Consider the following 24,416-nt stretch of genomic DNA (forward strand, 5'->3'; position numbering starts at 1 on the left):
AAACAGAAGCGCGCCAGCGCCCGCAATTCACGTCCCTTGCTCGCCCGCGTGCGCTTCAAGAGGGTGTCGCGCGTAGCCGGCCGGGGTTCCTGGATCCCTTGGAGTCGACATGAACGCTCCTGTTTCGCCCGCCTTGCGTGCCGCGCTTGAATCCGTCCAGCTGGACGACAAGTACACCCTGGAATCCGGGCGCGCCTGGATGAGCGGCATCCATGCCCTGGTCCGCCTGCCCATGATGCAACGCGTGCGCGATGCGCGCGCCGGCCTGAACACGGCGGGCTTCGTGTCGGGTTATCGCGGCTCTCCGCTGGGCGGCGTGGACCAGAACATGTGGAAGGCGGCCAAGTACCTGAAGGCGCATCACGTCGAGTTCCAGCCGGGCATCAACGAAGACCTGGCCGCCACCGCGGTGTGGGGTTCGCAGCAGGTCAACCTGTTCCCCGGCGCCAAGTACGACGGCGTGTTTGGCATGTGGTACGGCAAGGGGCCTGGCGTGGACCGCTGCGGCGACGTCTTCAAGCACGCGAACGCGGCCGGCACCTCGCGCCACGGCGGCGTGCTGGTGGTGGCGGGCGATGACCACCCCGCAAAGTCTTCGACCCTGCCGCACCAGAGCGACCACATCCTCAAGGCCTGCATGATTCCCGCGCTGTTTCCGTCCAGCGTGCAGGAAGTGCTGGACTACGGCCTGCATGGATGGGCGATGAGCCGCTACGCGGGCGTCTGGGTGGGCATGAAGTGCATCACCGACATCGTCGAAGTCTCGGCTTCCGTGGACGTGGATCCCCATCGCGTGGAGATCCTGCTGCCGCAGGACTTTTTGCTGCCGGCCGACGGCCTGAACATCCGGCTGCCCGACACGCCGCTACAGCAGGAAGCCCGCCTGCTGGACTACAAGCTCTATGCCGCGCTGGCCTATGCCCGCGCCAACAAGCTCAACCGCGAACTCTGGCACGTGCCGCAGCGCGATGCGCGCTTCGGCATCATGACCTCGGGCAAGGCTTATCTGGACACGCGCCAGGCGCTGTCCGACCTGGGGCTGTCCGAGTCCGTATGCCAGCGCATCGGCCTGCGGTTGTTCAAGGTCGGCATGGTCTGGCCGCTGGAATCCACCGGCATGCAGCATTTCGCCGAAGGCCTGGACGAGATCCTGGTGGTCGAGGAAAAGCGCCAGGTGCTGGAGTACCAGCTGAAGGAAGAACTGTTCAGCTGGATCGGCAGCGGCAAGAAGATTCCGCGCGTGGTCGGCAAGTTCGACGACAAGGACGGCGGCGAATGGTCGGTGCCGCAGGGCAACTGGCTGCTGCCGGCGCACTACGAGTTCTCGCCCGCGATGGTCGCGCGCGCCATCGCCGCGCGCCTGTTGCGCTTAGAACTGCCCGAGGACGTGCGCGCCGGCATCGAGGCGCGCCTGGCTTTCATCAGCGGTCGCGAACAGGCGCTGGCGCGCCCGCGCGTGGTCGAAGAGCGCAAGCCCTGGTTCTGTTCGGGCTGTCCGCACAACACCTCGACCCGCCTGCCGGAAGGTTCGCGCGGGATGGCAGGCATAGGCTGCCACTACATGGTCCGCTGGATGGACCGCAGCACCGATGTCTTTACACAGATGGGCGGCGAGGGCGTGCCCTGGGTGGGACAGGCTCCGTTCACCGAGGAAAAGCACGTGTTCGCCAACCTGGGCGACGGTACCTATTTCCATTCGGGCTTGCTGGCCATACGCGCGGCAGTGGCGGCCAAGGTGCCCATTACCTACAAGATCCTGTTCAACGACGCGGTGGCGATGACGGGCGGGCAGCCGGTGGACGGCCCCTTGAGCGTGCCCATGATCAGCAGCCAGGTGGCGGCCGAGGGCATCGAGAAAATCATCGTCGTCACCGACGATCCCGACAAGTACAAGCATGTCGAGGGACTGGCCCCAGGCGTGCCGGTGCGGCATCGCGACGAACTCGACGCGGTCATGCGCGAACTGCGCGAGCATCCCGCGGTATCGGTGCTGATCTATGACCAGACCTGCGCCACCGAGAAGCGCCGCCGCCGCAAGCGCAATGCCTACCCGGATCCGGCCCGCCGCGTGCTCATCAACGAGCGCGTGTGCGAAGGCTGCGGCGATTGTTCACAGAAATCGCACTGCCTGTCGGTGGAACCGCTGGACACCGAGTTCGGCCGCAAGCGCACGATCAACCAGTCCAGCTGCAACAAGGATTTCTCCTGTCTGAAGGGCTTTTGCCCCAGCTTCGTGACGGTGGAAGGCGGCAAGCTCAAGAAGCCGGACGCCCTGGCGCAGGACGGCGCCATCGACGACGACGTACCGCATCCGGCGGCGCGCGAACTGCATCAGCCCTACGGCGTCTTCATCGCCGGCGTGGGCGGCACGGGCGTGGTCACCATAGGCCAGTTGCTGGGCATGGCCGCGCACCTGGAAGGCAAGGGCTGTTCGGTGCTGGACATGGCGGGCCTGGCGCAAAAGGGCGGCGCGGTGTACTCGCACGTGGTGCTGGCGCAGACGCCGGACCGCCTGCTGAATACGCGGGTCGCCATGGGCGAGGCCGACCTGCTGCTGGCAGGCGATCTGGTCGTGGCCACCAGCGCCGAATCCATGGCGCGGGTGAATCCGGAGCGCACCCGCGTGCTGCTCAACAGCGACACCGCGCCGACCGCGGCCTTCGTCGGCAATCCGGACTGGACGCTGCCGGGCGCCAACCTGACCGCAGACCTGGCGTCCGCCTGCGGCAAGGAGCACCTGGCCACCGTCGATGCCGCCGCATTGGCCCTGGGCTTGCTGGGCGACGCGATCTACTCGAATCCGCTGATGATGGGCTACGCCTACCAGAAGGGCTGGATCCCGCTGTCGCAGCAGGCGCTCTTGCGCGCCATCGAACTGAACGGCCAGCAGGTGCCGAACAACCTGGCAGCCTTTGCCTGGGGCCGCCGCGCCGCGCACGACCTGGCGGACGTGAAGCGCCTGATCGCCAACGGCGGCGCGCCGTCGCGGCCGGAAGGCATCATCGAACTCAAGCGCCCGCGCGCCGTCAGTCCGGTGATGGAACTGAAGAAGCCGACCGGCGAACTGGAGCGGGTGGTGGCGGTGCGCAAGGCTTTCCTGACCGACTACCAGAACCAGGCTTACGCCCTGCAATACACCGAACTGGTGGACAAGGTGGCGCGCGCCGAGCGCGAGGCCACGGGCACCAACCGGCTGGCGCTGGCGGTGGCACGCTACTACTTCAAGCTGATGGCCTACAAGGACGAGTACGAAGTCGCGCGGCTGTATTCGGACGGAGAGTTCCTCAAACGGGTGCAAGCGCAGTTCGAAGGCGACTGGAAGCTGCGTTTCCACCTGGCGCCGCCGCTGTTCGCGCGGCGCGACCAGGAAGGCCGCCTGATCAAGCGCAGCTATGGCCCGGGGATGTTGCGCGTGTTCCGGGTGCTGGCGCGGATGCGGAGATTGCGCGGCACGAAACTGGACCCGTTCGGTTACACGGCCGAGCGCCGCGCCGAACGCGAACTGATCCGCGAGTACCGGGAGACGATCACGGCGATCCTGTCGAAATTGAATCGCGGGAATCTGGATCGTGCGGTGGCGCTGGCGAGCTTGCCCGAGGACATCCGGGGGTACGGGCATGTGAAGGAGGCCGCGATGGAGAGCGTGGCGGCGCGCAGGGAGACGTTGCTGAAGGACTTCAGCGCGACGGTGGTTTCCATCGGAGGAGCGCGGGTGGCTTGAGTTACTCCATCACCCGCCGCGTCTCGCGCGGCAGTTCCCCGAAACGTTCCCGGTAATACTCCGAGAACCTCCCCAGATGTCCGAACCCTACGCCCAGCGCCACTTCGGTGACGCTGGCGCCTGTCTGCGTGCGCAACCGGCTTCTGGCTTCGTCCAGCCGCAGCGCCCGCAGCGCGTTCATGGGCGTGGTGTTGCGGTGTTCCTGGAACAGGCGCGTCAGCGCGCTGGCGCTGGCGCCGGCGTGACGGGCGATGTCGGCCAGGGTGAGCGGAGCGGCGAGGCGGTCGCGCATATAGGCTTCGGCGGCGCTCAGGCGGCGCGGGACGGCGGGGGCGATGCCGGCGTGCGCCTGCCAGCTGTTGGGCTGGTTGTAGAGCAGGTGCAGCACCAGCGTGTCTTCCAGGTGTTCCAGCCAGGCCGCGGGCGGACGGGGGGCGCCGTCATCCAGGGTGGGCAACAGGTGGATCAGGCTTTCGACCATGCTGCGCCAGACAGCGCCCACGGGATTATCCAGGCGCAGGGCGGGGCTGAAATCCAGCGGCCTGGTGGCGGCTTCGCCGAATGCGCGCTGCCCGATGGCTTCGAGCTTGCCGCGGGGGATCTTGAGCAGCAGTTGTTCGCAGCCGGCTTCCCAGTGCAGCTTGAGCGGGCGGTTGGGGGCGATGACCGCGGCGCAGTCGGGGTCGGCGTCGACGCGGTCGTTGCCGCATTCGATACAGGCGCGGCCGCTCAGGGGGACCTGGACCAGCATGAAATCCTGCAGGCGGTCGGGTTCGATGTGGACTTCGGCGCCGTAGCGCAGCGTACAGACCGTCAGCGACCCGAAGCGGCCCCGGTTCAGTTCGGCATCGACGCGGCCACCCTTCCAGGTGAGACGGTGTTCCTTCAGGGCTTCAGATACGAGGGTGCGCGTCTCGTCCTGCTGGGTGGAGCTGAAGACGCGCCGCTTGAACAGCGGCGCAAGCGTAAGTCGGGACCAGCCGTGCATGGATGCCTCCGGGACGGGAACGCTCCCGTGTCACTGCCGAGGGTAATTTAAACGTCAAGGACTTGGAATTAAGTGATTCCCGGATAAGGCTGACGGAATCCGGATAGAGCGGCCCCCTGGCGCGGCCTAATCTAGCCGGCAGGCCCTTCGCGTGCAGGTTGGAGGGCGCCGCCGCGGCGCGTAAGCTGGCGGCGTTGTTCGGCAGCATGCGTTAACCGACGGCAGACGGGTTCTGTCAGCTTTCCGCCGGCATGGCCAGGCGGGGATAACGGGGTGGCTCATGAATCGGAATCTATGGAGCCGGCGCGCGCTGGCTGCGCTGGTGTGCATGACGGCGGCGGCGGGCGCGACGGCGGCGGACAAGGTCAAGGTCGGCTTGCTGACCACGCTGTCGGGGCCGGGCGCGGCGCTGGGCAACGAGATCCGCGACGGCTTCAACCTGGCGCTGCAACATACGGGCGGCAAGCTCGGCGGCTTGCCGGCGGAAGTCGTGGTGGCGGACGACCAGCAGAAGGCGGACACGGGCCGCCAGGCGGTGGAGCGGCTGTTGAAGCGCGACCGCGTGAACGTCATGACGGGCATCGTGTTCTCGAATGTGCTGCTGCCGGTGATGCCGGCCATCCTGCAGTCGGGCACCATCTACCTGAGCACCAATACTGGCCCGGAGAACTATGCGGGCGCAGGCTGTAATCCGAATTTCTTCGCGGTGGCATGGCAGAACGAGGACATCCCGGCCGCGATGGGCAAGTACGCCACAGACCAGGGCTACAAGAGCGTGGCGCTGATCGCGCCGGATTATCCGGGCGGACGCGAATCGCTCAACGGTTTCAAGCGCCTGTACAAGGGCGGGCTGTCCGAAGAGATCTACACCCAGCTGGGGCAGTTGGATTATGGCGTGGAGATCACGCGCCTGCGCGCCAGCAAGCCGGACGCGGTGTTCTTCTTCCTGCCCGGCGGCATGGGCGTGAATTTCATCAAGCAGTTCAACGGCGCCGGCCTGTCCAAGGAGATCGCGCTGCTGGCGCCGGGCTTCTCGGGCGACGAGGACACCATCGCGGCGGTGGGCGCGCCCATCGAGGGCATGCGCAATACCTCGCAGTGGGCCTCGGACCTGGACAACCCCGCCAACCGCAAGTTCGTCGAGGACTTCCGGAAGACCTACAACCGCAGCCCCACGCTGTATGCCTCGCAGGGCTATGACGCGGCCATGCTGCTGGACAGCGCGGTGCGCCAGACCGGCGGCAAGCTGGAGGCGGACGCGCTGCGTCCGGCGCTGCGGCGCGCGGACTTCAAGTCGGTGCGCGGCGATTTCAAGTTCAACCGCAACCAATATCCGGTGCAGAACTATTACCTGCGCATCGTCGAGGCCGGGGCGGGGGGCAAGTTGTCCAATAAGCTGTCGGGCACGGTGCTGACCCAGTATCAGGACCCTTTCGCCGCAGCCTGCCAGATGAAGTAGGGCGGACATCCGCAACAAGGAGATACGTATGACCCAGAACATTACGACGCGCGAAGTGACGGTGGCCTCGCATGACGGCAAGTCCTTCGGCGCCTATCTGGCCGTGCCGGCGTCCGGGCATGGCCCGGGCCTGGTGCTGTGCCAGGAGATCTTCGGCGTGAACGATTTCATGCGCCGCGCGGCGCAGCTGTTGGCCGAGGAAGGTTATGTGGTGCTGGTGCCGGACCTGTTCTGGCGCCAGCAGCCGGGCATCCAGCTGACCGATGGCCCGGCCGATATGCCGCGCGCCTTCGAGCTTTACCAGAAATTCGACGTAGAGCTGGGCCTGAAGGACATCGCGTCCACCATCGCCGCGCTGCGCGGGCTGCCTGAGCAGCAGGGCGGGGTGGGCGTGCTGGGCTACTGCCTGGGCGGCAAGCTGGCCTACCTGGCCGCCTGCCGCACCGACGTGGACGTGGCCATCGGCTACTACGGCGTAGGCATCGAGAACAGCCTGGACGAAGCGGCGCAACTGCGCGGCCGGCTGGTGCTGCACATCGCCGAGCAGGACGGCTTCTGTCCGCCCGAGGCGCGTCAGCGCATCCTGGAAGCGCTGGGCAACAAGCCCGGGGTGCAGATCTACGTCTACCCGGGCATGGACCATGCGTTCGCGCGCACGGGCGGGGACCATTACGACAAGCCTTCGGCGCTGATGGCGCATCAGCGCAGCATGGCGGCCTTGCAGCGCGCCATCGGGCCGGAGTTCGACTATTCGTACTTGTGGGACAAGCACTGCGAGTACGAATTCGGCACGCGCGATGTGGCGGCGACCATGGCGACCATGGTGGCCGAACCCTACGTTAACCACATTCCCACCATGACCGGGGGCGTGGGCCACAAAGAGCTGAGCCGCTTCTACCAGCATCACTTCGTCAACAGCAATCCGCCGGATACGCGCCTGGTGCCGCTGTCGCGCACGGTGGGCGCGACGCAGATCGTGGACGAGCTGCTGTTCTGCTTCACGCACACCACCGAGATCGACTGGCTGCTGCCGGGCGTGAAGCCCACGGGCAAGTACGTGGAGATTCCGCTGATCGCCATCGTCAAGTTCCGCGGCGACAAGCTCTATCACGAGCACATCTATTGGGACCAGGCCAGCGTGCTGGTGCAGGTGGGCCTGCTGGACCCCAAGGGCCTGCCCGTGGCCGGTCGCGAGACCGCTGCCAAGCTGCTGGACGAGACCCTGCCGTCGAACACGTTGATGGCGCGCTGGAAAGAAAGCGAGAACAAGTAGGAGCCGGACATGTCATACACCGAAGAGCAATTGGCCGCGATGGTGCGCGGCGACAGCGTGCACCGCGGCGTCTACACCGACCCCGCCATCTTCGACCTGGAGATGCAGCGGATCTATGGCCGCGCCTGGATCTACGTGGGGCACGAAAGCCAGGTGCCCAAGACGGGCGACTACCACACCACGCGCCTGGGCGACCAGGACGTGCTGATGGTGCGCGCCACCGACGGCCGCGTGCATGTGCTGTACAACCGCTGCCCGCACAAGGGCGCCAAGGTAGTGGCCGACGGCGAAGGCTGCGTCGGCAAGTTCTTCCGCTGCCCCTACCACGCCTGGACCTTCAAGCTGGATGGCAGCCATCTGGGCGTGCCGTTGAAGCAGGGGCTGGAGGGTACGGCCTACGATCCCGCCGATCCGTCCTTTTCGATGCGCCGGGTAGCGCGCGTGGAAAGCTATCGCGGCTTCGTATTCGCCAGCCAGGCCAAGGACGGCCCGGCGCTGGAACACTTCCTGGGCGGCGTGCGCTCGTCGATCGACAATCTTTGCGACCGTTCGCCGGTGGGCGAGGTGGAAGTGGCCGGTGGCATCTTCCGCGTCATGCAGCGTTCCAACTGGAAGGTGTTCTACGAGAACCTGCACGACACCATGCATGCCCGCGTCACGCATGAATCGTCGTATGCCGCGGCCCGCGACGAAGCCAAGGAAATGGGCGAGATGCCGCTGGAGCTGCACATCATGGACGGCAACGGCGAACCCTACGAATTCTGGGAAAAGCTGGAGCTGCGCGCCTATCCCAACGGCCACGGCTACATGGAAGGCATCTTCAATCCGGGCGCGGCCGAGCGCGACCCGGTGTCGCGCGCGCATTTCGAAACCCTGACCGCCGCCTATGGCGAGACGCGCGCCCGCGAGATCCTGGGCATGAACCGCCACAACACGGTGATCTACGGCAGCGGCTCGCCCCACACGGTGTTCCAGCAGTTCCGCGTGATCCGACCCATCGCCGTCGACCGCACCATGATCGAGATTCAGACCTTCCGCTGCAAGGGCGCGCCGGACGGCGTTTTCAAGCGCGCCATGCTGTACGCCAACGTCATTAACTCGCCTTCGTCCAACGTCATGCCGGACGACATCGAACTCTACAACCGCTGCCAGGAAGGCAACGCCACGAGAGGCGGTGAATGGGTCAGCATGCACCGCTACCACGGCAGCGACCGCAGCGATAGCGAAGGCCTGGTGTCGGTCAACGGCACCAGCGAGCTGCCCATGCGCAACCAGTTCGACGCCTGGAAGACCTATATGGAAGCCGGCCCCGCCGCCGCCGAAGCCGCCACCGGAGACCGCTCATGCTGCTAGACCTTGATTTCGACGTGAGCACGGAAGGCCTGTCGCCGGCCGAGGTCCCGGCCGACGCCTATCACCGCATCGCGCAGTTCCTGTACCGCGAGGCCCGCCTGCTGGACGAACGCCGCTACGAGGACTGGCAGGCGCTGTGGACCGCCGACGGCATGTACTGGATGCCGCGCACGGCGGGCCAGCAGAGCCCCTACGACCACATCTCGCTGTTCTGGGAAGACCGCATGCTGCGCGACGTGCGCATCCGCCGGCTGGAGCATCCGCGCAACTGGTCGCAGCAGCCGCCCACGCGCAGCGCGCGGCTGGTGGGCGCGGTGGAGATCGAGGGCGTGGACGCCGGCGGTAATCTGGTGGTGCATTCCACCTTCCAGATGACCGAATGGCGCAAGCGCCAGCCGCGCCAATTGGCGGGCCGCTATACCCATAAGCTGGCCGCCGAGGGCGACAGCTGGCGTATCCGCATGAAGCGGGTGGATCTGGTCAATTGCGACGACGTGCACGACGTGTTCGAGGTGTTCGTGTGACTGCGACCGACGCCGCGGTGCTGGCGCTGCACTTCCAGAACGACGTGCTGCACCCCGAGGGCAAGATCCGTGTCGGCCTGGATGCGGACAGCGGGGCGCGCCAGCGCCTGCTGGACAACGCGGCGGCCCTGCTGGCGGGGGCGCGGGCGCATGATCTGCCCATCGTGCACGTGCGCATCGCATTCCGGCCGGATTACGCCGACCTGATGGCCAATTGCCCCATCTTCCGCAACGTGGCCGCCATCGGCGCGGTGCCGGAGGGGCAGTGGGGCAGCGCGTTTTACGAGGGGCTGCAGCCGCTGGCCGGCAGCGCGCGCGAGTTCGTGGTGAAGCACACCCGCATCAGCGCCTTCTACGGCACGCCGCTGGAAGAGACCCTGCGGCTCTTGGGCGCGCGTCGGCTGGTGGTGGCAGGCGTCGCCACGCATTCGGTGGTGGAGGGCACGGTGCGCCATGCGGCCGACATCGGCTTCGAGGTCATGGTGGCGCAGGACGCCTGCGCGTCCGCCGACCCGGCGGTGCACGACGCGTCGCTGGCCAGCATGCGCCTGATTGCGCAAACCGGGCCGGTGGCGGAAGCTGTGCGCTGGGCCGCCGCGCCTCATTGATCAAGGATTCATCATGGATTTCACAGGCTTTCCCGGGCTGGCCGGCAAGACCGCCATCGTCACTGGCAGCACCCAGGGACTGGGCGCGGACATCGCGCGCGGCCTGGCCGCGGCTGGCGTCAACGTGGTGCTGGTCGGGCGCAACGCCGAGGCCGGCCGCAAGCTCGAAGACGAGCTGGACGGCCGTGCGCTGTATTGCGAAACCGACATCGGGCAGGACGCGCAGATACAGCGCTGCATCGATGCTGCCGTGGCGCGTTTCGGACGGCTGGATATCCTGGTCAACAACGCTTGCCAGTACGCGGACCGGGGCCTGGCCTCGTCGCGCGAGGAATGGCACAACACGCTGGACACCAACCTGGTGTCGGCGGCCATCTTCACGCAACTGGCTGCGCCGCTGCTGCCGCGCGGCGGCGTGGTGGTGAACATGGGCAGCACCGGCGGCAAGTTCGGCGCGGCCGGGCGCGCGCTTTATCCGGCGTCCAAGGCGGCGCTGCTGCAGATCACCAAGAACTTCGCGGTGGAGCTGGCGCCGGCCGGCGTGCGCGTGCTGGCGGTGTCGCCGGCCTGGACCTGGTCGCCGTCGGTGGAACAGTTGTCGGGCGGTTCGCGTCCGGCGGCGGACGCGGTGGGAGCGCATTTCCATCCGCTGGGGCGGGTAGGGTCGGGCGAGGAGATCGCCGCGGCGGTGTGCTTCGCCTGCTCCGACGCGGCTTCGTGGATGACGGGTGTGGACATACCCGTGGACGGCGGCTTTTCCATCCTGGGGCCGGACCGCGGCATTTCGCCGCGCGCCTGGTTCAAGGAGCTGGCGCCCTGAGGGCGCCAGCGGGCAGGATCAGCGGATGACGATCTGCCCTTCTTCGACGGCGGCCTTGCCGCCGATCTGGTCTTCCAGGAATTCCTGCACCTTGTTGCCCACCTGAATCGTCGCGCCGCCGCAGAAGCGGCGCGCGGCCTGGATGGTGGCGCTGGCCAGGGGCTGCAGGTCCAGCACCAGCTGGGCTTCCTCCGCGTCCAGCGCCAGCAGGTCCTGGCTGAGCTTGACGTGGGTGTTGCGGGCGCGGTCGGCTACGTCGCCCGGGGCGCGTTGAGGATTGGCCTTCAGGAACATCAGCAGTTGCTCCAGCTTGGATTTTTCCTCGTGCATCTTCTGGCGCTTGCGCGCCAATGCCGAACGCTTGATGTCGGCATGCGGATCCAGGCCGGCCTGCACCAGCGTCGGGATGCCCGAGGGCGAACCAATAGTGCCGGCGCGTACGGCCTGCATGGCGCGGGTCTGGCCGCCGGTGATGGCGCTTTGCTGGGTGTTGGGCGGGCCGACGTTGACGCTGCCGCCGGCCGCGATGCTGCTCTGGCGGATTTCGCGCTCCACGTCTACGTCCTTGCCTGCACTGATGACGGCGTTTTCGATGAACTTGGCGCGCAGTGCGCCGCCACAGACGACGCGCGCGGTGCGCGCGGCGGCGGTGGCGTCTTGCAGGGCTTCGGCCAGGCCGATGATGCCACCCTTGACCGTGACGTTGCCGCCGGCCTCGACCAGCGCAGCTTCCATGGTGCCGTTGACCATCACGTCGCCCGTCACGTGGACTTCCATGGTGGCGGCGATGTCGCCGCGCACCAGCAGCGAGCCTTCGAAATGGATGTTGCCGGTGCTGAGGTTGACGGCGTCGACTTCGACCAGCGGATTGACCTGCACGCCGTGGCTGACCAGGGTGGGCGTACCGGCGATGGTGGCGCGCAGCAGCAGCGGATCTTCCGGGTCGACGGCGGCGCCGGACAGGTCGCTGGCGAACGGCGTGTCAGGCAGTTCGTTGGGCAGGATCGGTTCGCCCAGCACGGTGCTGCCGTCCACGCCGGGCAGGGGCGGCGTGCGCCGCATCAGTGGCATGCCGGGCGTGACCAGCAGCAGGCTGCCGAGGTCGCGGTAGTCGACCTGGGCCAGTTCGTCGATATCCTGGCCGCGGGGCTTGAGGCGGTCCAGCAGGCTTTCGAAGCGCGTCGGGGTGCCGCGGGTGGGCGGCGTGCCGCGGGCGATCTGCGTGGTTTCGCGGCGGCCCTGCGTGACGGCGTCGATCAGCTCCTGTTCCAGGATGCCGTGGACAATGCCGCGTTCGGCCAGCACCTGGCGCACGGCTTCCAACGTGACGGGCTTGCCGCCCTTGGGCGGGAGCAGGGTTAGCAGGGCGGACATGCGCTCGGCGTCCAGTTCCAGCTCTAGTGAGCCGTCGATGACCTGGCCGACCGGGGCCTTCACGGTTTCGTTGGCGTGGCGGCACAGGTCGATGAAGGTCAGGACGGCCTGGCTGTCCAGCGCCTCGGCACCCCAGCCCTGAGCGACGGCCGCCGCTGCCAGGGTGTCCCAGCTGGGCAGGTCGGCATTGACGTTGGGACGCGGTTCGTCGTCGTCGACCGCGACGCTGACCTCGGTGTCCAGGGCGGTTGCGCCGTCTGTCTCGGCTGGCGAGGCGGGCGCCAGGGCGGAATCCGCCGAGTCGGGACGCGCGGGCGGCGTGTAGACCGCCGTCAGGACGTTGGTCGTGGCGTCCAGCGTCAGCCGGAGCGTGTTTTCTGCGTCCATCTTGCCTCTCTCCAGCCTGGTGTTTCTGCCAGGTGAAATTATTTGGTAATCATAGGAAATATTAAGTCATATTCTATCCCAAGCGTTATAGGCTACTGGAAAGTAGGTGGGGCAAATTCCGCCGCATGCCCTAGTTCTGCCCCTGTTTGCCCCTGGGATGGCGACCGTCCGGGCAGGACTAGGGCGTCGGTACTAGCGACAAAAGGGCGTTGCCGCAGCAGCATAGGAGCTCGATTCCGCGTCTTCGGACGCCGCCGGAGCCGCCCATGCACCGCCATCCCTGTCCCGTCCTGCCGGCCCTGCGCGCCTTCGCGGCGCGCGCCGCGGGCATGGCGGCGCTGGCGGCCCTGGTGAGCGGCGTTCTGGCCCTGGCGCCCGCCGGTTCCGCCCAGGCGGCCGACATCTATCGCTACAAGGATCCCTATGGCGTGTGGCGGTCGATGAAGGTGCCCACGGGTTACGCCAAGTATTACAAGCGGGCGCAGGCCAGGACCGCCTGGCGCGGCAGCAGCATGAAGGTCTGTCTGGACTGCGAGCCCAAGTCCGGCGATGGCGCGCGCCTGGTGACGCTGGCCTCTGCCTCGCGCGCGCAGCGTTGGGAAGACCTGAAGGTGCCGCAGGCGCATGATGGGCTGATTGCCCGGGCGGCCCGGGAGTCGGGCGTGGACCAGGCCTTGCTCAGGGCCGTGATCGCAATCGAATCGGGCTTTCGCAGCGATGCGCGTTCGCCCAAGGGGGCGCTGGGCCTGATGCAACTGATGCCTGCCACCGCGGCGCCGCTGCTTTCAGTGGCTGACGTGGAGACGGCGCTGGTGGATCCGGCGACCAATGTGAACGCGGGCTCGCGCCATCTGCGCCGGCTGATCGACCAGTATCCGGGCCGGCTGGATCTGGCGCTGGCGGCCTATAACGCGGGGGAAGGGGCGGTGCGCAAATATGACGCCGTGCCTCCCTATGCGGAAACCCAGGCGTACGTGCGGGATGTGACCGCCTTGTACGAGCACTACAAGGCGCCTTGAAGGGGAGCGGCCGCGGGCCGGCTCCCCGGCGTCGTTACATGGACGCGAAGACCTTTTCGGCGATGTCCAGGGTGGACTTGATCACCGCGTCGTCGTGCGTGGCCGAGACAAAGCCCGCTTCGAAGGCGGACGGCGCGAAGTGCACGCCGTGGTCCAGCATGGCATGGAAGAAGCGATTGAACGCCGCCGTGTCGCAGGCCGAGACTTCGGCGAACGAGGTCGGGACCTTATCGCTGAAGTAGATGCCGAACATGCCGCCCACCGAGTCGGCCGAGAAGGCCAGGCCCGCGGCGCGGGCGCGTTCCTGCAGGCCCTGGGCCAGCTTGGCGGTCTGGGCCGACAGCTTGTCGTAGAAGCCCGGAGCGGCGATCAGGCGCATCGTGGCCAGGCCCGCGGCCACGGCCACCGGGTTGCCCGACAGCGTGCCGGCCTGATAGACGCCGCCCAGCGGGGCGATGTGCTTCATGATCTCGGCGCTGCCGCCGAAGGCGCCCACCGGCATGCCGCCGCCGATCACCTTGGCCAGCGTGGTGATGTCGGGCTTGACGCCGGTCAGGCCTTGCACGCCTTGCGGGCCGACGCGGAAACCGGTCATGACTTCGTCGAAGATCAGCAGCGCGCCGTGCTGCGTGCAGACCTCGCGCAGGCCTTCCAGGAAGCCAGGGGCCGGCTTGATCAGGTTCATGTTGCCGGCGACCGGCTCGACGATGATGCAGGCGATGTCGGCGCCATGCTGGGCGAAAGCCTCGCGCACGGCGTCCAGGTTGTTGTATTCCAGGGTCAGCGTGTGCGAAACGAATTCCGGCGGCACGCCGGCCGAGCTGGGGTTGCCGAAGGTCAGCAGGCCCGAGCCCGCCTTCACCAGCAGGCTGTCCGAATGGCCGTGGTAGCAGCCTTCGAACTTCACGATCTTGGCGCGGCCGGTGGCGCCGCGGGCCAGGCGGATGGCCGTCATGGTCGCTTCGGTGCCCGAGCTGACCAGGCGCACCTGCTCCAGCGAGGGCAGGCGCGAGATCAGCACTTCGGCCAGCTCGATTTCCGCTTCGGTGGGAGCGCCGAAGGACAGGCCGTTGACCGCCGCGTCCTGCACGGCGCGCACCACTTCAGGATGCGAATGGCCGAGGATGGCCGGGCCCCAGGAACCGACGTAGTCGATGTACTGCTTGTCTTCCGCGTCCCACACGTACGGGCCCTGCGCGCGCTTGATGAAGCGCGGCGTGCCGCCCACGGAGCGGAAGGCGCGAACGGGCGAGTTGACGCCGCCGGGGATGCTGCGGCAGGCGCGTTCGAAAAGCTGAGCGTTACTGGACATGGCGTTCAAGGCTTGCGGTTGGGGTTTGCGGAATAGGGCGCGGAGCATGCGGCCGCGGCGGCGCGGATGCTGGGCGCTTCGAATAGCGCGGTGATGACGGCAATGGCGTCGGCGCCCGCTTGGGCCACCAACGGCGCGTTGTCGGGCGTGATGCCGCCGATGGCGACGACCGCGGGCCGGGGGGCGTCGCAGGTGTCCGTCAGGCGGCGGGCTTCGGTCAGCACCGACAGCGGCGCGCGCACGGTGTCGGGCTTGACGGTGGAGGCATACATGGCGCCGAAGGCGATGTAATCGGCGCCCGCGGCCAGCAGTTCCTGCGCGCGGCCCAGGTCGTCGTAGCTGGAGCCGCCCAGGATCAGGTCGGGACCGGCCTCGGCGCGGATTCGCGCCAGGCTTTCGTCCTCGCGGCCGACGTGCGCGCCGTCGGCGCCCACTTCCAGCGCCAGGCGCCAGTCGTCGTTGATCAGGAAGACTACGCCCAGCTCGCGGCACAGCGGCGCCAGCGCGCGGGCCTGGGCGGCGCGCACGGCGTCAGGCACGTTCTTGCGGCGCAGCTGCAGCGAGCGCATGCCGCCCGCGGCGGCCTGGCGCACCGCCAGCAGCAGGCGATCGGTGTCGTCCCATTCGGGGGTGACGCCATACAGGCCAGTGGGGAAGCGCAGCGCTTTCATTGGGAGGGAATCCGGTTGGGAATGCGCCGGCCCATGCCCGGCAGGAAGCTGGCGGCGACTGCCGCGTCGGCGTGCGCCAGCCCCTGGCGCACGGCTTCCGGCATTTCCAGGCCGCGAGCCAGCATGGCCGCGATGGCAGTGGCGGCCACGCCGCCGGCGTCGCCGTTGCGGTCCGGGGGCGCCTGCCAGGGCAGGGTGGCGGTCTGACCGTTGGGGCCTAGCAGCATGTTGGCGTAGTGGCCGGGCCGCTGCGGGCTGCCCAGAACCAGGACCCATTCCGCGCCCGCCGCCAGCAGGGCGTGCATGGGTGTCGGTGCGTCCCCGATATCAATGTCGCCGTCGGCGTGCCACTGCGCCAGACGCAGGTGCTCGATGATCAGCAGGTCCGTCTGCGGCAGCACCAGCTCCAGGGTGGCGGCCAGCAGGTCGTCGGCATCGTCCTCGTCGGCGGCGTCGGCCGGCGGCTGGGCGCGCTGGCCCAGATGCAGGACCAGCGGCACCTGGCTGTAATCGGCGGCGATCTGCGCTGCGACGCTGGCGGTTTCCGCGGTGTATAGTCCGCCCACCTTGATGGCCTGCACGGACATGTCTTCGAGCAGGCAGCGTGCCTGATCGTCCAGCAGGTCGGGTGTAACGGGATGGATTTCTTCGATGCCGGCGGTATCCCGCACGGTCAGCGCGGTCACGGCCGCGAGGCCATGGCAACCCAGGCCGGCACAAGTGACGGCATCTGCCGGCAAGCCGTCGGAACCCGAGGGATCGAGCGGACCGAAGACCAAAACGAGAGGGGGAGTAACGGGGGCCACTTGGACAGCGTTAGAGTGGGGGGGCGCCCGGACTCATTTGCGGTGAATCAGGGGAACCCCTATTGGGTTTCGGTAAGATTGTCCCCATTCTAATGGAAGCCCCTCACCTTTGCCCTGATGCCGGGCAAGGGCCTGGATTGATGTAAGAGAGAACTATGCGTACTTGGATGTGTTTGATTTGCGGCTGGGTCTATGACGAAGAGGCCGGCCTGCCCGACGAAGGCATTGCGCCCGGCACCCGCTGGGAAGACGTGCCCCCGAACTGGGTCTGTCCTGAATGCGGCGCCCGCAAAGAGGACTTCGAATTGATGGAAATCTGAGGCCATAGCGCCGACATATTCCGCCAAGGCTCGTAAGATGGGGCTAGGCCCCATCCCTCGCAACCGTGGACCCGACTGCCGCCAGGCATGATGCTTGCTGGATACGCGCGGCCTCCCCACGGTTCTTTCAGATTACCCATGTAGGGGTTGCCATGACGGAAAAACATCACGAAGACGCCGCGACGCAGGCAGCCAATTTTGCCAACCAGTTCCTGATCGCCATGCCCGGCATGGTGGAAGGCAGCCTGGCGGGTTCGGTCATCTATGTCTGCGAACACACCGAACGTGGCGCGCTGGGCCTGGTCATCAACCGGCCCACCGACCTGACGCTGGGCACCTTGTTCGAGCGCATCGACCTGACGCTCGAGATCGGTCCCGTGAAGGACACCCTGGTCTTCTTTGGCGGTCCGGTGCAGACCGACCGCGGTTTCGTGCTGCACGCGCCGGCCGGCGACTACAGCTCCAGCATCAAGCTGGGCGACATGGCGCTGACCACCTCGCGCGACGTGCTGCAGGCCGTGGCCGACGGCAAGGGGCCGGCCCGCATGCTGGTCACGCTGGGTTATGCCGGTTGGGGCGCGGGCCAGCTCGAGAGCGAGATGGCGCAGAACGCCTGGCTCAGCGTGGGCGCTGACGACGACATCATTTTCGACGTGCCCCCCGAGGAACGCTATCCGGCCGCGCTGAAGCTGCTGGGCATCGATCCGGTGATGCTGGCGGGCGATGCCGGACATGCCTGAAGAGACCCTGCTTGCCTTCGATTTCGGCGAGAAGAAGATCGGCATCGCCATCGGCAATACGCTGACGCGCCAGGCGCGTCCGCTGGAAATCATCTTCAGCGAAGTCCGCGAGGCGCGCTTCGGCCGCATCGCGGCGCTCTTGCAGGAGTGGCAGCCCCACCGTGTCGTGGTGGGTCTGGCCCTGGACGCCGACGGCGGCGAGCAACCCGCCACCGCGCGCTGCCGCCGCTTTGCCAATCAATTGCACGGCCGCTTCGGCCTCGCCGTCGAACTGGTCGACGAACGCGGTTCCAGCATGGAGGCGCAGCGCCTGCTGGGCACCCATGCGGCGGACGACGCGATGGCGGCGGCTGTTATCCTGCAACGATACCTGGACACCCTGCCTGCGGCTTGATGCACGCGGTCCGGACTGCCTATGCTCAATCCGCAACTCGATCGCCGCGGCGAACTGATACACCTGTTGACCACCGAAGGGCTGCCCCGCAGGCACGTCGAACGGCTGCTGGACGCGGCGCGCGCCTGGGCGGCGCGCGGCGATACAACGGGAGAGGCGCCAGCCGGCCCGTCGTCCGCGATGCCGGTATTCCTGTGCCTGCCCGATGAGTCCACGCAAGACCGCGATGCCTTTGCCGCCGCCGCGCAGCGCGTGTCGCTGTCTGCGGTCATGCTGGATCCGCAGGCTGGCGACGCGCTGGCCGCAACCGTCTCGCGCCTGGCCCCGGGCCTGCTGGTGCTGCGCCATGGCGCCAGCGGCGCGGCGCATTGCGCGGCCGCGCACGCGGCGCCGGGCCTGCGCATCCTCAACGCAGGCGACGGCTGCCACGCCGATCCCTTGCCCGCGCTGGCGCTGGTGCAAGCCATGCTCGACGCGCGGCAGGACCTGACCAACCTGGCCGTGACGCTGGTGGGCGACATCCGCCACTCGCGCGTGGCGCGTTCCGTCATCCATGCCATGACCACGCTGGGCGTGCCCGAAGTCCGCGCCGCCGCGCCGCGCACCCTGTTGCCCGACGGACTGCCGCAGCTCGGCGTGCGCGCCTGCGCCTCGCTGCGCGAGGGCTTGCAGGATGCAGACGTCATCATCGCGCTGCCCTTGCAAGTGGAAGGCATCAGCGGCGCGCAACTCCCTTCCGCACGCGAATACGCGCAGGCCTACGGCCTGACGCCGGATGCCCTGGCCGCGGCCCGCTCCGATGCCCTGCTGCTGCCGGCGGGCGTGTTGACGCCCGGCATCGAGGTCGACGGCGATGTGTCGGCCAGCCTGGCGCCCATCGAGGCGCGGCTGGAGGATATCGAGCAGCATCTGCGTCTGGCCGCCTTGGAATTGCTGACCGGAGACGCGTCGTGAGGCTGCATATCGCCAATGGCCGGCTGATCGATCCCGCCAACGCGGTGGACGGACAGCACGACCTCTACATCGCCGACGGCCACGTCGTCGCCGTGGGCCGCGCGCCCGACGGTTTTCAAGCGGATCGCTCGCTGGACGCCAGCGGGCTGGCGGTGTTGCCGGGCCTGATCGATTTGTCCGCGCGCGTCACGCAACCGGGCGCGGCGGCCTTCGCCGCTGCCGAACTGCGCGCGGCGCTTGCCGGTGGCGTCACCCGGCTGGTGCTGCCACCGGACCCTGGCGCGCCGCTGGATGAACCCGGCAAGGCCGAGGCCTTGATGCGCCACGCCGAGGCCGGGCAATGCCGGGTCCATCCCTTGGGCGCGATGACGGTGGGACTGGCCGGCGAAACGCTGGCCGAGATGGGCCTGCTGGCGCAGGCGGGCTGCCTCGCCTATACGCACGGCGAACAAGGCATCGCCGATACGCGCGTGTTCTGGGGCGCGATGCGCTACGCCAGCGGCATGGGCCTGGCGCTGTGGCTGCGACCACAGGATCCGTGGCTTGCGCGCGGCGCGGTCGCCGCAAGCGGCGCCTACGCCGAGCGCCTGGGCCTCGAAGGGCTGCCGCCGCAGGCGGAAACCGTGGCCCTGCACACCATTTTTGAACTGCAGCGCGCCACCGGCGCGCGCGTGCACCTGACGCGGCTGTCCTCGGCCGCTGGCCTGGAACTGCTGCGCGCCGCCCGGCGCGAGGGCCTGCCGGTCACGGCCGACGTGTCCGTCCACAGTCTGCACCTGACTGACGTGGACATCGGCTTCTTCAACACGGACTTCCGCCTGAACCCGCCGCTGCGCGGCCAGCGCGATCGCGACGCGATCCAGGCCGCGTTGGCCGACGGCACTGTCGATGCGCTGTGCTCCGATCACAATCCGATCGACGACGCCGCCAAAGCCGTGCCGTTCCCGTTGGCCGAGCCCGGCGCTACCGGACTGGAGCTGCTGCTGTCCCTGGCCCTGAAGTGGGCGCGCGACCACCGCCGACCTCTGCCCGAAGCACTGGCGCGGGTCACTTGCGGCCCCGCCGCGGTGCTGGCCAGCGTTTCTCCGCTGGCCGCATCCGCCGGCCATCTGGGCGTGGGAGCGTCAGCGGACCTGTGCCTGGCCGATCTGGAAGCCGAATGGCTGGTGATGCCCGGCGCGCTGCAAAGCCGCAGCGGCCATACCCCGTTCGCGGGTATGATGCTGCCCGGCCGCGTACGCGCCACCGTGGTAGGTGGCAGCCTGGCCTGGGAGACTCCGGTTTGAAGCTGCTGCGCTTTGTCCTTAGGCTGTTCCTCGTGGTGCCCTGGATTCTCTTCGGCCTCTTGTGTGTAGGCCTGGTATATCCCCTGATCGGCCCCAAATCACGTGCCTGGCTGAACCGCCGCTGGTCGCGCTGCCTGATGGCTTTCTGTGGCCTGCGGGTCGTCCTCAAGGGCGAGCCGCGCCTGACCGGTCCGGTGCTGCTGGTGGCCAACCACGTGTCCTGGATCGACATCTTCGTGCTGAACTCGGCGCGCGCCACGTCCTTCGTCGCCAAAAGCGAAATCCGCAGTTGGCCGATCATCGGCTGGCTGGTGGCCGGCGCCGGCACGCTCTTCATCGAACGCGGCCAGCGCCACGCGGTGCACGCCATGGGTGAATCCATGCAAGCCCGCTTCAAGCAGGGCGACGCGGTGGGGCTGTTCCCCGAAGGCACGACGAGCGAGGGTTTCGAACTGCTGCCCTTCCACGCCAGCCTGTTCGAGCCGGCGCGTTCGGCCGCCGTCGAGATCCAGCCCGTGGCCTTGCGCTTCCTGCAGCATGGCAAGCGCAGCGGTTACGCGGCGTTCGTGGGGGAAGAGTCCTTGGTCGCGAATCTCTGGCGGGTGCTGGGGGTGACGGGACTGGCCGTCGAAGTGGTGTTCCTGCCGCCGTTGGCGGCGCGGCATCCGGACGGGAGTTTGCCTACGCGGCTGGAGTTGTCTCATCAGGCGCGGGATGCGATTTCGAGTGTGCTGTAGCGCATAGGCGCTTCGTAGGTCGTCCGTCGTCGCGGGCGGCGTGGCGGCTCGCGCCCACGATTGCGGTCCGGAGCGTTCGCTCCGGACTGCCCCGTCGTCATCTTCGTCCAGGCCTTCGGCCTTCCCTTCAGATTCCCTCGGGCGCATCGAGGTTGCGAGCCGCCACGCCGCCCGCGACGACGGACTACGTGCGTCTTGGCTTGTCGTGCCGCTAGAGCAGTGGTTGGGGGCGTGTCTTGCGGGGCCCGCCCCAGGCCGGCCGCGCGGGCGGCCTTTTGGGGCTTACGCGGTGTCTTGCGTCGCGTGTTGGCGCTGCGCGCTGGTGGTTGGTGATTTTGGGTATGCGGGACGTTGAAGCGCGTCGGTTGGCCAACCATCGTCATTCAACGTCAGTGCGGGATGGGTGGCGCGCGTGACGGTCAGCATGCGCAAGCAGTTCGCCACCGCGCGCCATCCATCACCGCCCATCCCTCATGAGCTGGCGACCATTAGCAAACCACTCGCCGCATTCGCGCAAGCGAACACAATCGAGATTCAAGAAATCACGTATGTCATTCTCGGCCGCCCGCGCCGATGGGCGGCCTACGAAGCACTGGAACGGCGCCTCGAAACCATGCAAACGCAGCCTCGGCCGAGCTCAATACCACGAAGCAACATCGCCAGAAGCGACAAAGCCCGCCTACTTCCCAGCACTATCCGACCACCCCTTGGACAACTCCACCGCCTGCCGCCACCGCTTCATCCGCGCAGCCCGCACGGACTCCGGCCAAGTCGGTTCGAACGTTCGCTCAGCCTGCCACTTCGAGGCAAACTCCTCCAGCCCCGACCAGAACCCTACCGCCAGCCCCGCCAACCCCGCGGCCCCCAGCGCCGTCGATTCCGATACGCGCGGGCGGACCACCGGGACGCCCAGCAAATCCGCCTGCATCTGCATCAGCAGGTCGTTGCGGGCGGCGCCGCCGTCCACGCGCAGCTCGGTCAGCGCGATGCCGCTGTCGCCGTTCATGCAGGTCAGCAGTTCGGCGCTTTGCAGAGCGATGGATTCCAGCGTGGCGCGGGCGATGTGGGCGCGGGTGGTGCCGCGGGTCAGGCCCACCAGCGTGCCGCGCGCATACGGATCCCAGTGCGGCGCGCCCAGGCCGGCGAAGGCCGGGACCATGAAGACGTCGTCGGTGTCGGCCACGCTGGCGGCCAGGGATTCGATTTCTTCCGAACGCTGGATGATGCCCAGGCCGTCGCGCAGCCATTGCACCGCCGCGCCGGCCACGAACACGCCGCCTTCCAGCATGTAGGTCGGGCGCCAGCCGCTGTTGCCGGCCTGCGGCAGGCCCCAGCCTACCGTGGACAGCAGGTTGTTGTGGGACTGCACAGGTTTTTCGCCCACGTTCATCAGCATGAAGCAGCCGGTGCCGTAGGTGTTCTTTGCCATGCCCGGCGTGAAGCAGGCCTGGCCGAAGGTGGCGGCCTGCTGGTCGCCGGCGTTGCCGGCAATCGGGATCGAACCGCCTAACCATTCGGGCAGGGCTTCACCCACCACCGCGCTGCTGGGCGCGATGGTGGGCAGCACGCTGCGCGGGATCTTCAGCAGCGCCAGGATCTCGTCGTTCCAGTCCTGCGTGTGCAGGTCGAACAGCATGGTGCGCGAGGCATTGCTCGGGTCGGTGCTGTGCACCGCGCCGCCCGTCAGTTGCCAGATCAGCCAGGTGTCCACCGTGCCAAAGGCCAGTTCGCCGCGATCGGCCATCTGGCGTGCGCCCGGCACGTGATCCAACAGCCAGGCGAGCTTGGTGCCGGAAAAATAGGCGTCCAGCACCAGGCCGGTGCGCGATTGCAGGAAATCGGCGTGGCCGTCCTGGCGCAGCTGGTCGCACATGGGCGCTGTGCGGCGGTCCTGCCAGACGATGGCGCGCGCCAGCGGGCGGCCGGTGGCGCGTTCCCAGATCAGGGTGGTTTCGCGCTGATTGGTGATGCCGATGGCGGCGATGTCGGCGGCGGTCGCGCCGGCATTGCGCAGGGCTTCGCGCGCCACGTCCAGCTGGCTATGCCAGATCTCGCTGGCATCGTGCTCGACCCAGCCCGGCCGCGGATAGTGCTGGCGGAATTCGCGCTGGCCCACGCCGCGCACCACGCCCTCACGGTCGAACACGATTGCGCGGGAGCTGGTCGTGCCCTGGTCCAGGGCTAGGACAAATTCATTCGTCGTCACTTTGTTTGGCGCCGTTCAGGTGTGCCCCGGCCAGAGGGTCGAGGCGTCTAAAGGAGAAGGTCGAAGCCATGCACAGCACGCCGACGACGATGAAGCCCGCGACGACATCGCGGATCGCCAGCGTTTCCGCGCCGCGCAGGGACATGCTGATGTTCAGCGTCACCGCGGCCACGCCCACGCCCAGGCTGATGCCCAGCTGCTGCGCCATCGCGGCGAAACTGCTGGCGCGGCTCATCTTGGACGGGGGGATGTCGGCATAGGTTAGCGTATTTACCCCGGTGAACTGCAGCGAACGGAAAAAGCCGCCGACCAGCAGGATCGCGATCATCAGCCACACCGGCGTGGTGGGCGTGAAGGCGCCGCAGACCACGATGAACGCGCCCGCCAGCACGGCGTTCACGGTCAGGACCCGGCGAAAGCCGAAGTGCTTGACGATGGGGGTGGCCACGAACTTCATCAGCAGTGCGCCCGCGGCGCTGGCGAAGGTGATCAGGCCCGCCGCGAACGGCGTGAGGCCAAAACCCACCTGCAGCAGCATGGCCAGCAGGAAGGGCGTGGCGCCCACGGCGAAACGGCACAGGTTGCCGCCCAGCGTGGAGATGGCAAAGGTGGGGATCCGCATCAGCGACAGGTCGATGATGGGGTGTTCGGTGCGCTTGGCATGCCAGCCATAGAGCAGGCCGCAGATCGTGCCGACCGCGATCAGCCCCAGCAGCACGGACGGCGGCATGACGTCGCGGCCGATGGCCTCGAAACCGCTGACCAGGGTCGCCAGGCAGATCGCGCTGAGCAGGAAGCCCGGCCAGTCCAGGCGCGGGGCGGCTTCCTCGCGGATTTCCGCGACGTAGCGCAGCACCAGGAAAATTCCCAGGATACCGATAGGGATATTGATCAGGAAGATCCAGTGCCAGGACATGTAGGTGACCATGAAGCCGCCCAACGGCGGTCCGATCACGGGGCCCAGCAGGGCCGGAATGGAAAGGAAGGACATGGCCTTCAGCAAGTCCTGCTTGGGTACGGTGCGCAGCAGGATGATGCGCCCCACCGGCACCATCATTGCGCCCGCCATCCCCTGGACGATGCGGGCCAGGACCAGTTGCGGCAGATCCTGGGACAGCGCACAGGCCACCGAGCTGAGCGTGAACAGGCCGATCGCCGCCACGAACACCCGCCGCGCGCCGTAGCGGTCGGCCGCCCAGCCGCTGACGGGTACGAATACCGCCACCGACAGCAGGTAGGAAGTAATGGCCACGTTCAGCCGTACCGGGGTCGAACCCAGGGCGTGGGCCATGGCTGGCAGGGCAGTGGCCACCACGGTGGCGTCCAGCATCTGCATGAACAGCGCACAGCCCACGATGAAGGGAATCATGCGCGCCGCGCGCGCGGCTTGCTCACTGGAAAGAGGAGCGGGGCGGGCTGCTGCTGCGGTTTCTGCGGACATGGCGGGCGGGGGCGATGGGTGCC

At 67.8% G+C, this 24,416-nt stretch carries 21 protein-coding genes; 14 read left to right on the forward strand and 7 right to left on the reverse strand.

The features are described from left to right. Positions 1-109: 109 nt before the first annotated feature. Complete coding sequence (locus tag IB268_RS02905) at positions 110-3,721, forward strand: indolepyruvate ferredoxin oxidoreductase family protein (RefSeq protein WP_192353782.1); 3,612 nt, start codon at positions 110-112, stop codon at positions 3,719-3,721. A 1-nt stretch (position 3,722) separates the two neighbouring features. Here the strand turns inward: IB268_RS02905 and IB268_RS02910 are convergent, their stop codons facing one another. Continuing rightward, positions 3,723-4,709: an AraC family transcriptional regulator gene (locus IB268_RS02910; RefSeq protein ID WP_192353783.1), complete on the reverse strand. Its 987-nt coding sequence runs from the start codon at positions 4,707-4,709 to the stop codon at positions 3,723-3,725. Positions 4,710-4,989: 280 nt separating this feature from the next. Here IB268_RS02910 and IB268_RS02915 point away from each other — a divergent pair, with 280 nt between their 5' ends. From IB268_RS02915 to IB268_RS02940, 6 genes are read left to right on the forward strand one after another with little or no spacing between them, the layout of a single operon-like run. Next, positions 4,990-6,168, forward strand: a complete 1,179-nt coding sequence (locus IB268_RS02915; RefSeq protein WP_054459409.1) for an ABC transporter substrate-binding protein — start codon at positions 4,990-4,992, stop codon at positions 6,166-6,168. Between the two features lie 28 nt (positions 6,169-6,196). Then, positions 6,197-7,441, forward strand: a complete 1,245-nt coding sequence (locus IB268_RS02920) for a dienelactone hydrolase family protein (protein ID WP_054459407.1) — start codon at positions 6,197-6,199, stop codon at positions 7,439-7,441. Positions 7,442-7,450: 9 nt separating this feature from the next. Further along, positions 7,451-8,794: an aromatic ring-hydroxylating dioxygenase subunit alpha gene (locus IB268_RS02925; protein ID WP_192353784.1), complete on the forward strand. Its 1,344-nt coding sequence runs from the start codon at positions 7,451-7,453 to the stop codon at positions 8,792-8,794. Further along, positions 8,785-9,318 (forward strand): aromatic-ring-hydroxylating dioxygenase subunit beta, encoded by a 534-nt coding sequence (locus IB268_RS02930; protein ID WP_192353785.1) that lies wholly within the window; start codon positions 8,785-8,787, stop codon positions 9,316-9,318. The genes IB268_RS02925 and IB268_RS02930 overlap by 10 nt, the downstream gene beginning before the upstream one ends. Beyond that, positions 9,315-9,926: a cysteine hydrolase family protein gene (locus tag IB268_RS02935; RefSeq protein ID WP_054459402.1), complete on the forward strand. Its 612-nt coding sequence runs from the start codon at positions 9,315-9,317 to the stop codon at positions 9,924-9,926. The genes IB268_RS02930 and IB268_RS02935 overlap by 4 nt, the downstream gene beginning before the upstream one ends. A gap of 13 nt (positions 9,927-9,939) precedes the next feature. Beyond that, positions 9,940-10,746, forward strand: a complete 807-nt coding sequence (locus IB268_RS02940; protein WP_054459400.1) for an SDR family oxidoreductase — start codon at positions 9,940-9,942, stop codon at positions 10,744-10,746. Positions 10,747-10,764: 18 nt separating this feature from the next. Here IB268_RS02940 and IB268_RS02945 read toward each other — a convergent pair whose 3' ends face one another. Next, entirely contained in the window at positions 10,765-12,507 is a 1,743-nt protein-coding gene (locus tag IB268_RS02945; RefSeq protein ID WP_119452195.1) for a DUF342 domain-containing protein, read from the reverse strand. Positions 12,508-12,773: 266 nt separating this feature from the next. Between IB268_RS02945 and IB268_RS02950 the strand changes: the two genes are divergently transcribed. Continuing rightward, on the forward strand, positions 12,774-13,526 hold the full coding sequence (locus IB268_RS02950) for a lytic transglycosylase domain-containing protein (RefSeq protein WP_054459396.1): 753 nt from the start codon (positions 12,774-12,776) through the stop codon (positions 13,524-13,526). A 34-nt stretch (positions 13,527-13,560) separates the two neighbouring features. Here IB268_RS02950 and hemL read toward each other — a convergent pair whose 3' ends face one another. Genes hemL through IB268_RS02965 form a run of 3 tightly spaced genes read right to left on the reverse strand, consistent with a single transcriptional unit; the run spans position 13,561 to position 16,315 of the window. Further along, entirely contained in the window at positions 13,561-14,838 is a 1,278-nt protein-coding gene (gene hemL / locus IB268_RS02955) for a glutamate-1-semialdehyde 2,1-aminomutase (protein ID WP_054459395.1), read from the reverse strand. Between the two features lie 5 nt (positions 14,839-14,843). After that, entirely contained in the window at positions 14,844-15,509 is a 666-nt protein-coding gene (gene thiE, locus IB268_RS02960) for a thiamine phosphate synthase (protein ID WP_054459393.1), read from the reverse strand. Then, a complete protein-coding gene (locus IB268_RS02965; protein WP_119452196.1) occupies positions 15,506-16,315 on the reverse strand; it encodes a bifunctional hydroxymethylpyrimidine kinase/phosphomethylpyrimidine kinase in 810 nt (269 codons plus the stop codon). The genes thiE and IB268_RS02965 overlap by 4 nt, the downstream gene beginning before the upstream one ends. A gap of 155 nt (positions 16,316-16,470) precedes the next feature. Here IB268_RS02965 and IB268_RS02970 point away from each other — a divergent pair, with 155 nt between their 5' ends. From IB268_RS02970 to IB268_RS02995, 6 genes are all read left to right on the forward strand, one after another. Beyond that, positions 16,471-16,635 carry a rubredoxin gene (locus IB268_RS02970; RefSeq protein WP_003814980.1) on the forward strand — a complete coding sequence of 55 codons (165 nt, stop codon included), beginning with the start codon at positions 16,471-16,473 and terminating at the stop codon, positions 16,633-16,635. A 152-nt stretch (positions 16,636-16,787) separates the two neighbouring features. Further along, positions 16,788-17,375 (forward strand): YqgE/AlgH family protein, encoded by a 588-nt coding sequence (locus IB268_RS02975; protein WP_054459390.1) that lies wholly within the window; start codon positions 16,788-16,790, stop codon positions 17,373-17,375. Further along, positions 17,368-17,769 (forward strand): Holliday junction resolvase RuvX, encoded by a 402-nt coding sequence (gene ruvX / locus IB268_RS02980; protein WP_054459420.1) that lies wholly within the window; start codon positions 17,368-17,370, stop codon positions 17,767-17,769. The genes IB268_RS02975 and ruvX overlap by 8 nt, the downstream gene beginning before the upstream one ends. Positions 17,770-17,790: 21 nt before the next feature. Further along, positions 17,791-18,723, forward strand: coding sequence for an aspartate carbamoyltransferase (locus tag IB268_RS02985; RefSeq protein ID WP_054459388.1), 933 nt, complete (start codon positions 17,791-17,793; stop codon positions 18,721-18,723). Beyond that, entirely contained in the window at positions 18,720-20,009 is a 1,290-nt protein-coding gene (locus IB268_RS02990) for a dihydroorotase (protein WP_175212745.1), read from the forward strand. The genes IB268_RS02985 and IB268_RS02990 overlap by 4 nt, the downstream gene beginning before the upstream one ends. Then, the gene (locus IB268_RS02995) at positions 20,006-20,746 is read left to right on the forward strand and encodes a 1-acyl-sn-glycerol-3-phosphate acyltransferase (protein WP_054459385.1); all 741 of its coding nucleotides are present in this window, start codon (positions 20,006-20,008) and stop codon (positions 20,744-20,746) included. The genes IB268_RS02990 and IB268_RS02995 overlap by 4 nt, the downstream gene beginning before the upstream one ends. Before the next feature lie 679 nt (positions 20,747-21,425). Here IB268_RS02995 and glpK read toward each other — a convergent pair. Then, a complete protein-coding gene (gene glpK / locus IB268_RS03000) occupies positions 21,426-22,952 on the reverse strand; it encodes a glycerol kinase GlpK (protein WP_119451860.1) in 1,527 nt (508 codons plus the stop codon). After that, a complete protein-coding gene (locus IB268_RS03005) occupies positions 22,939-24,393 on the reverse strand; it encodes a DHA2 family efflux MFS transporter permease subunit (protein ID WP_119451859.1) in 1,455 nt (484 codons plus the stop codon). Before IB268_RS03005 ends, glpK begins: the two co-directional genes overlap by 14 nt. Between the last annotated feature and the right edge of the window lie 23 nt (positions 24,394-24,416).

The organism is Achromobacter sp. ACM01 (assembly GCF_014851745.1).
Lineage (GTDB): Bacteria > Pseudomonadota > Gammaproteobacteria > Burkholderiales > Burkholderiaceae_B > Achromobacter > Achromobacter aegrifaciens.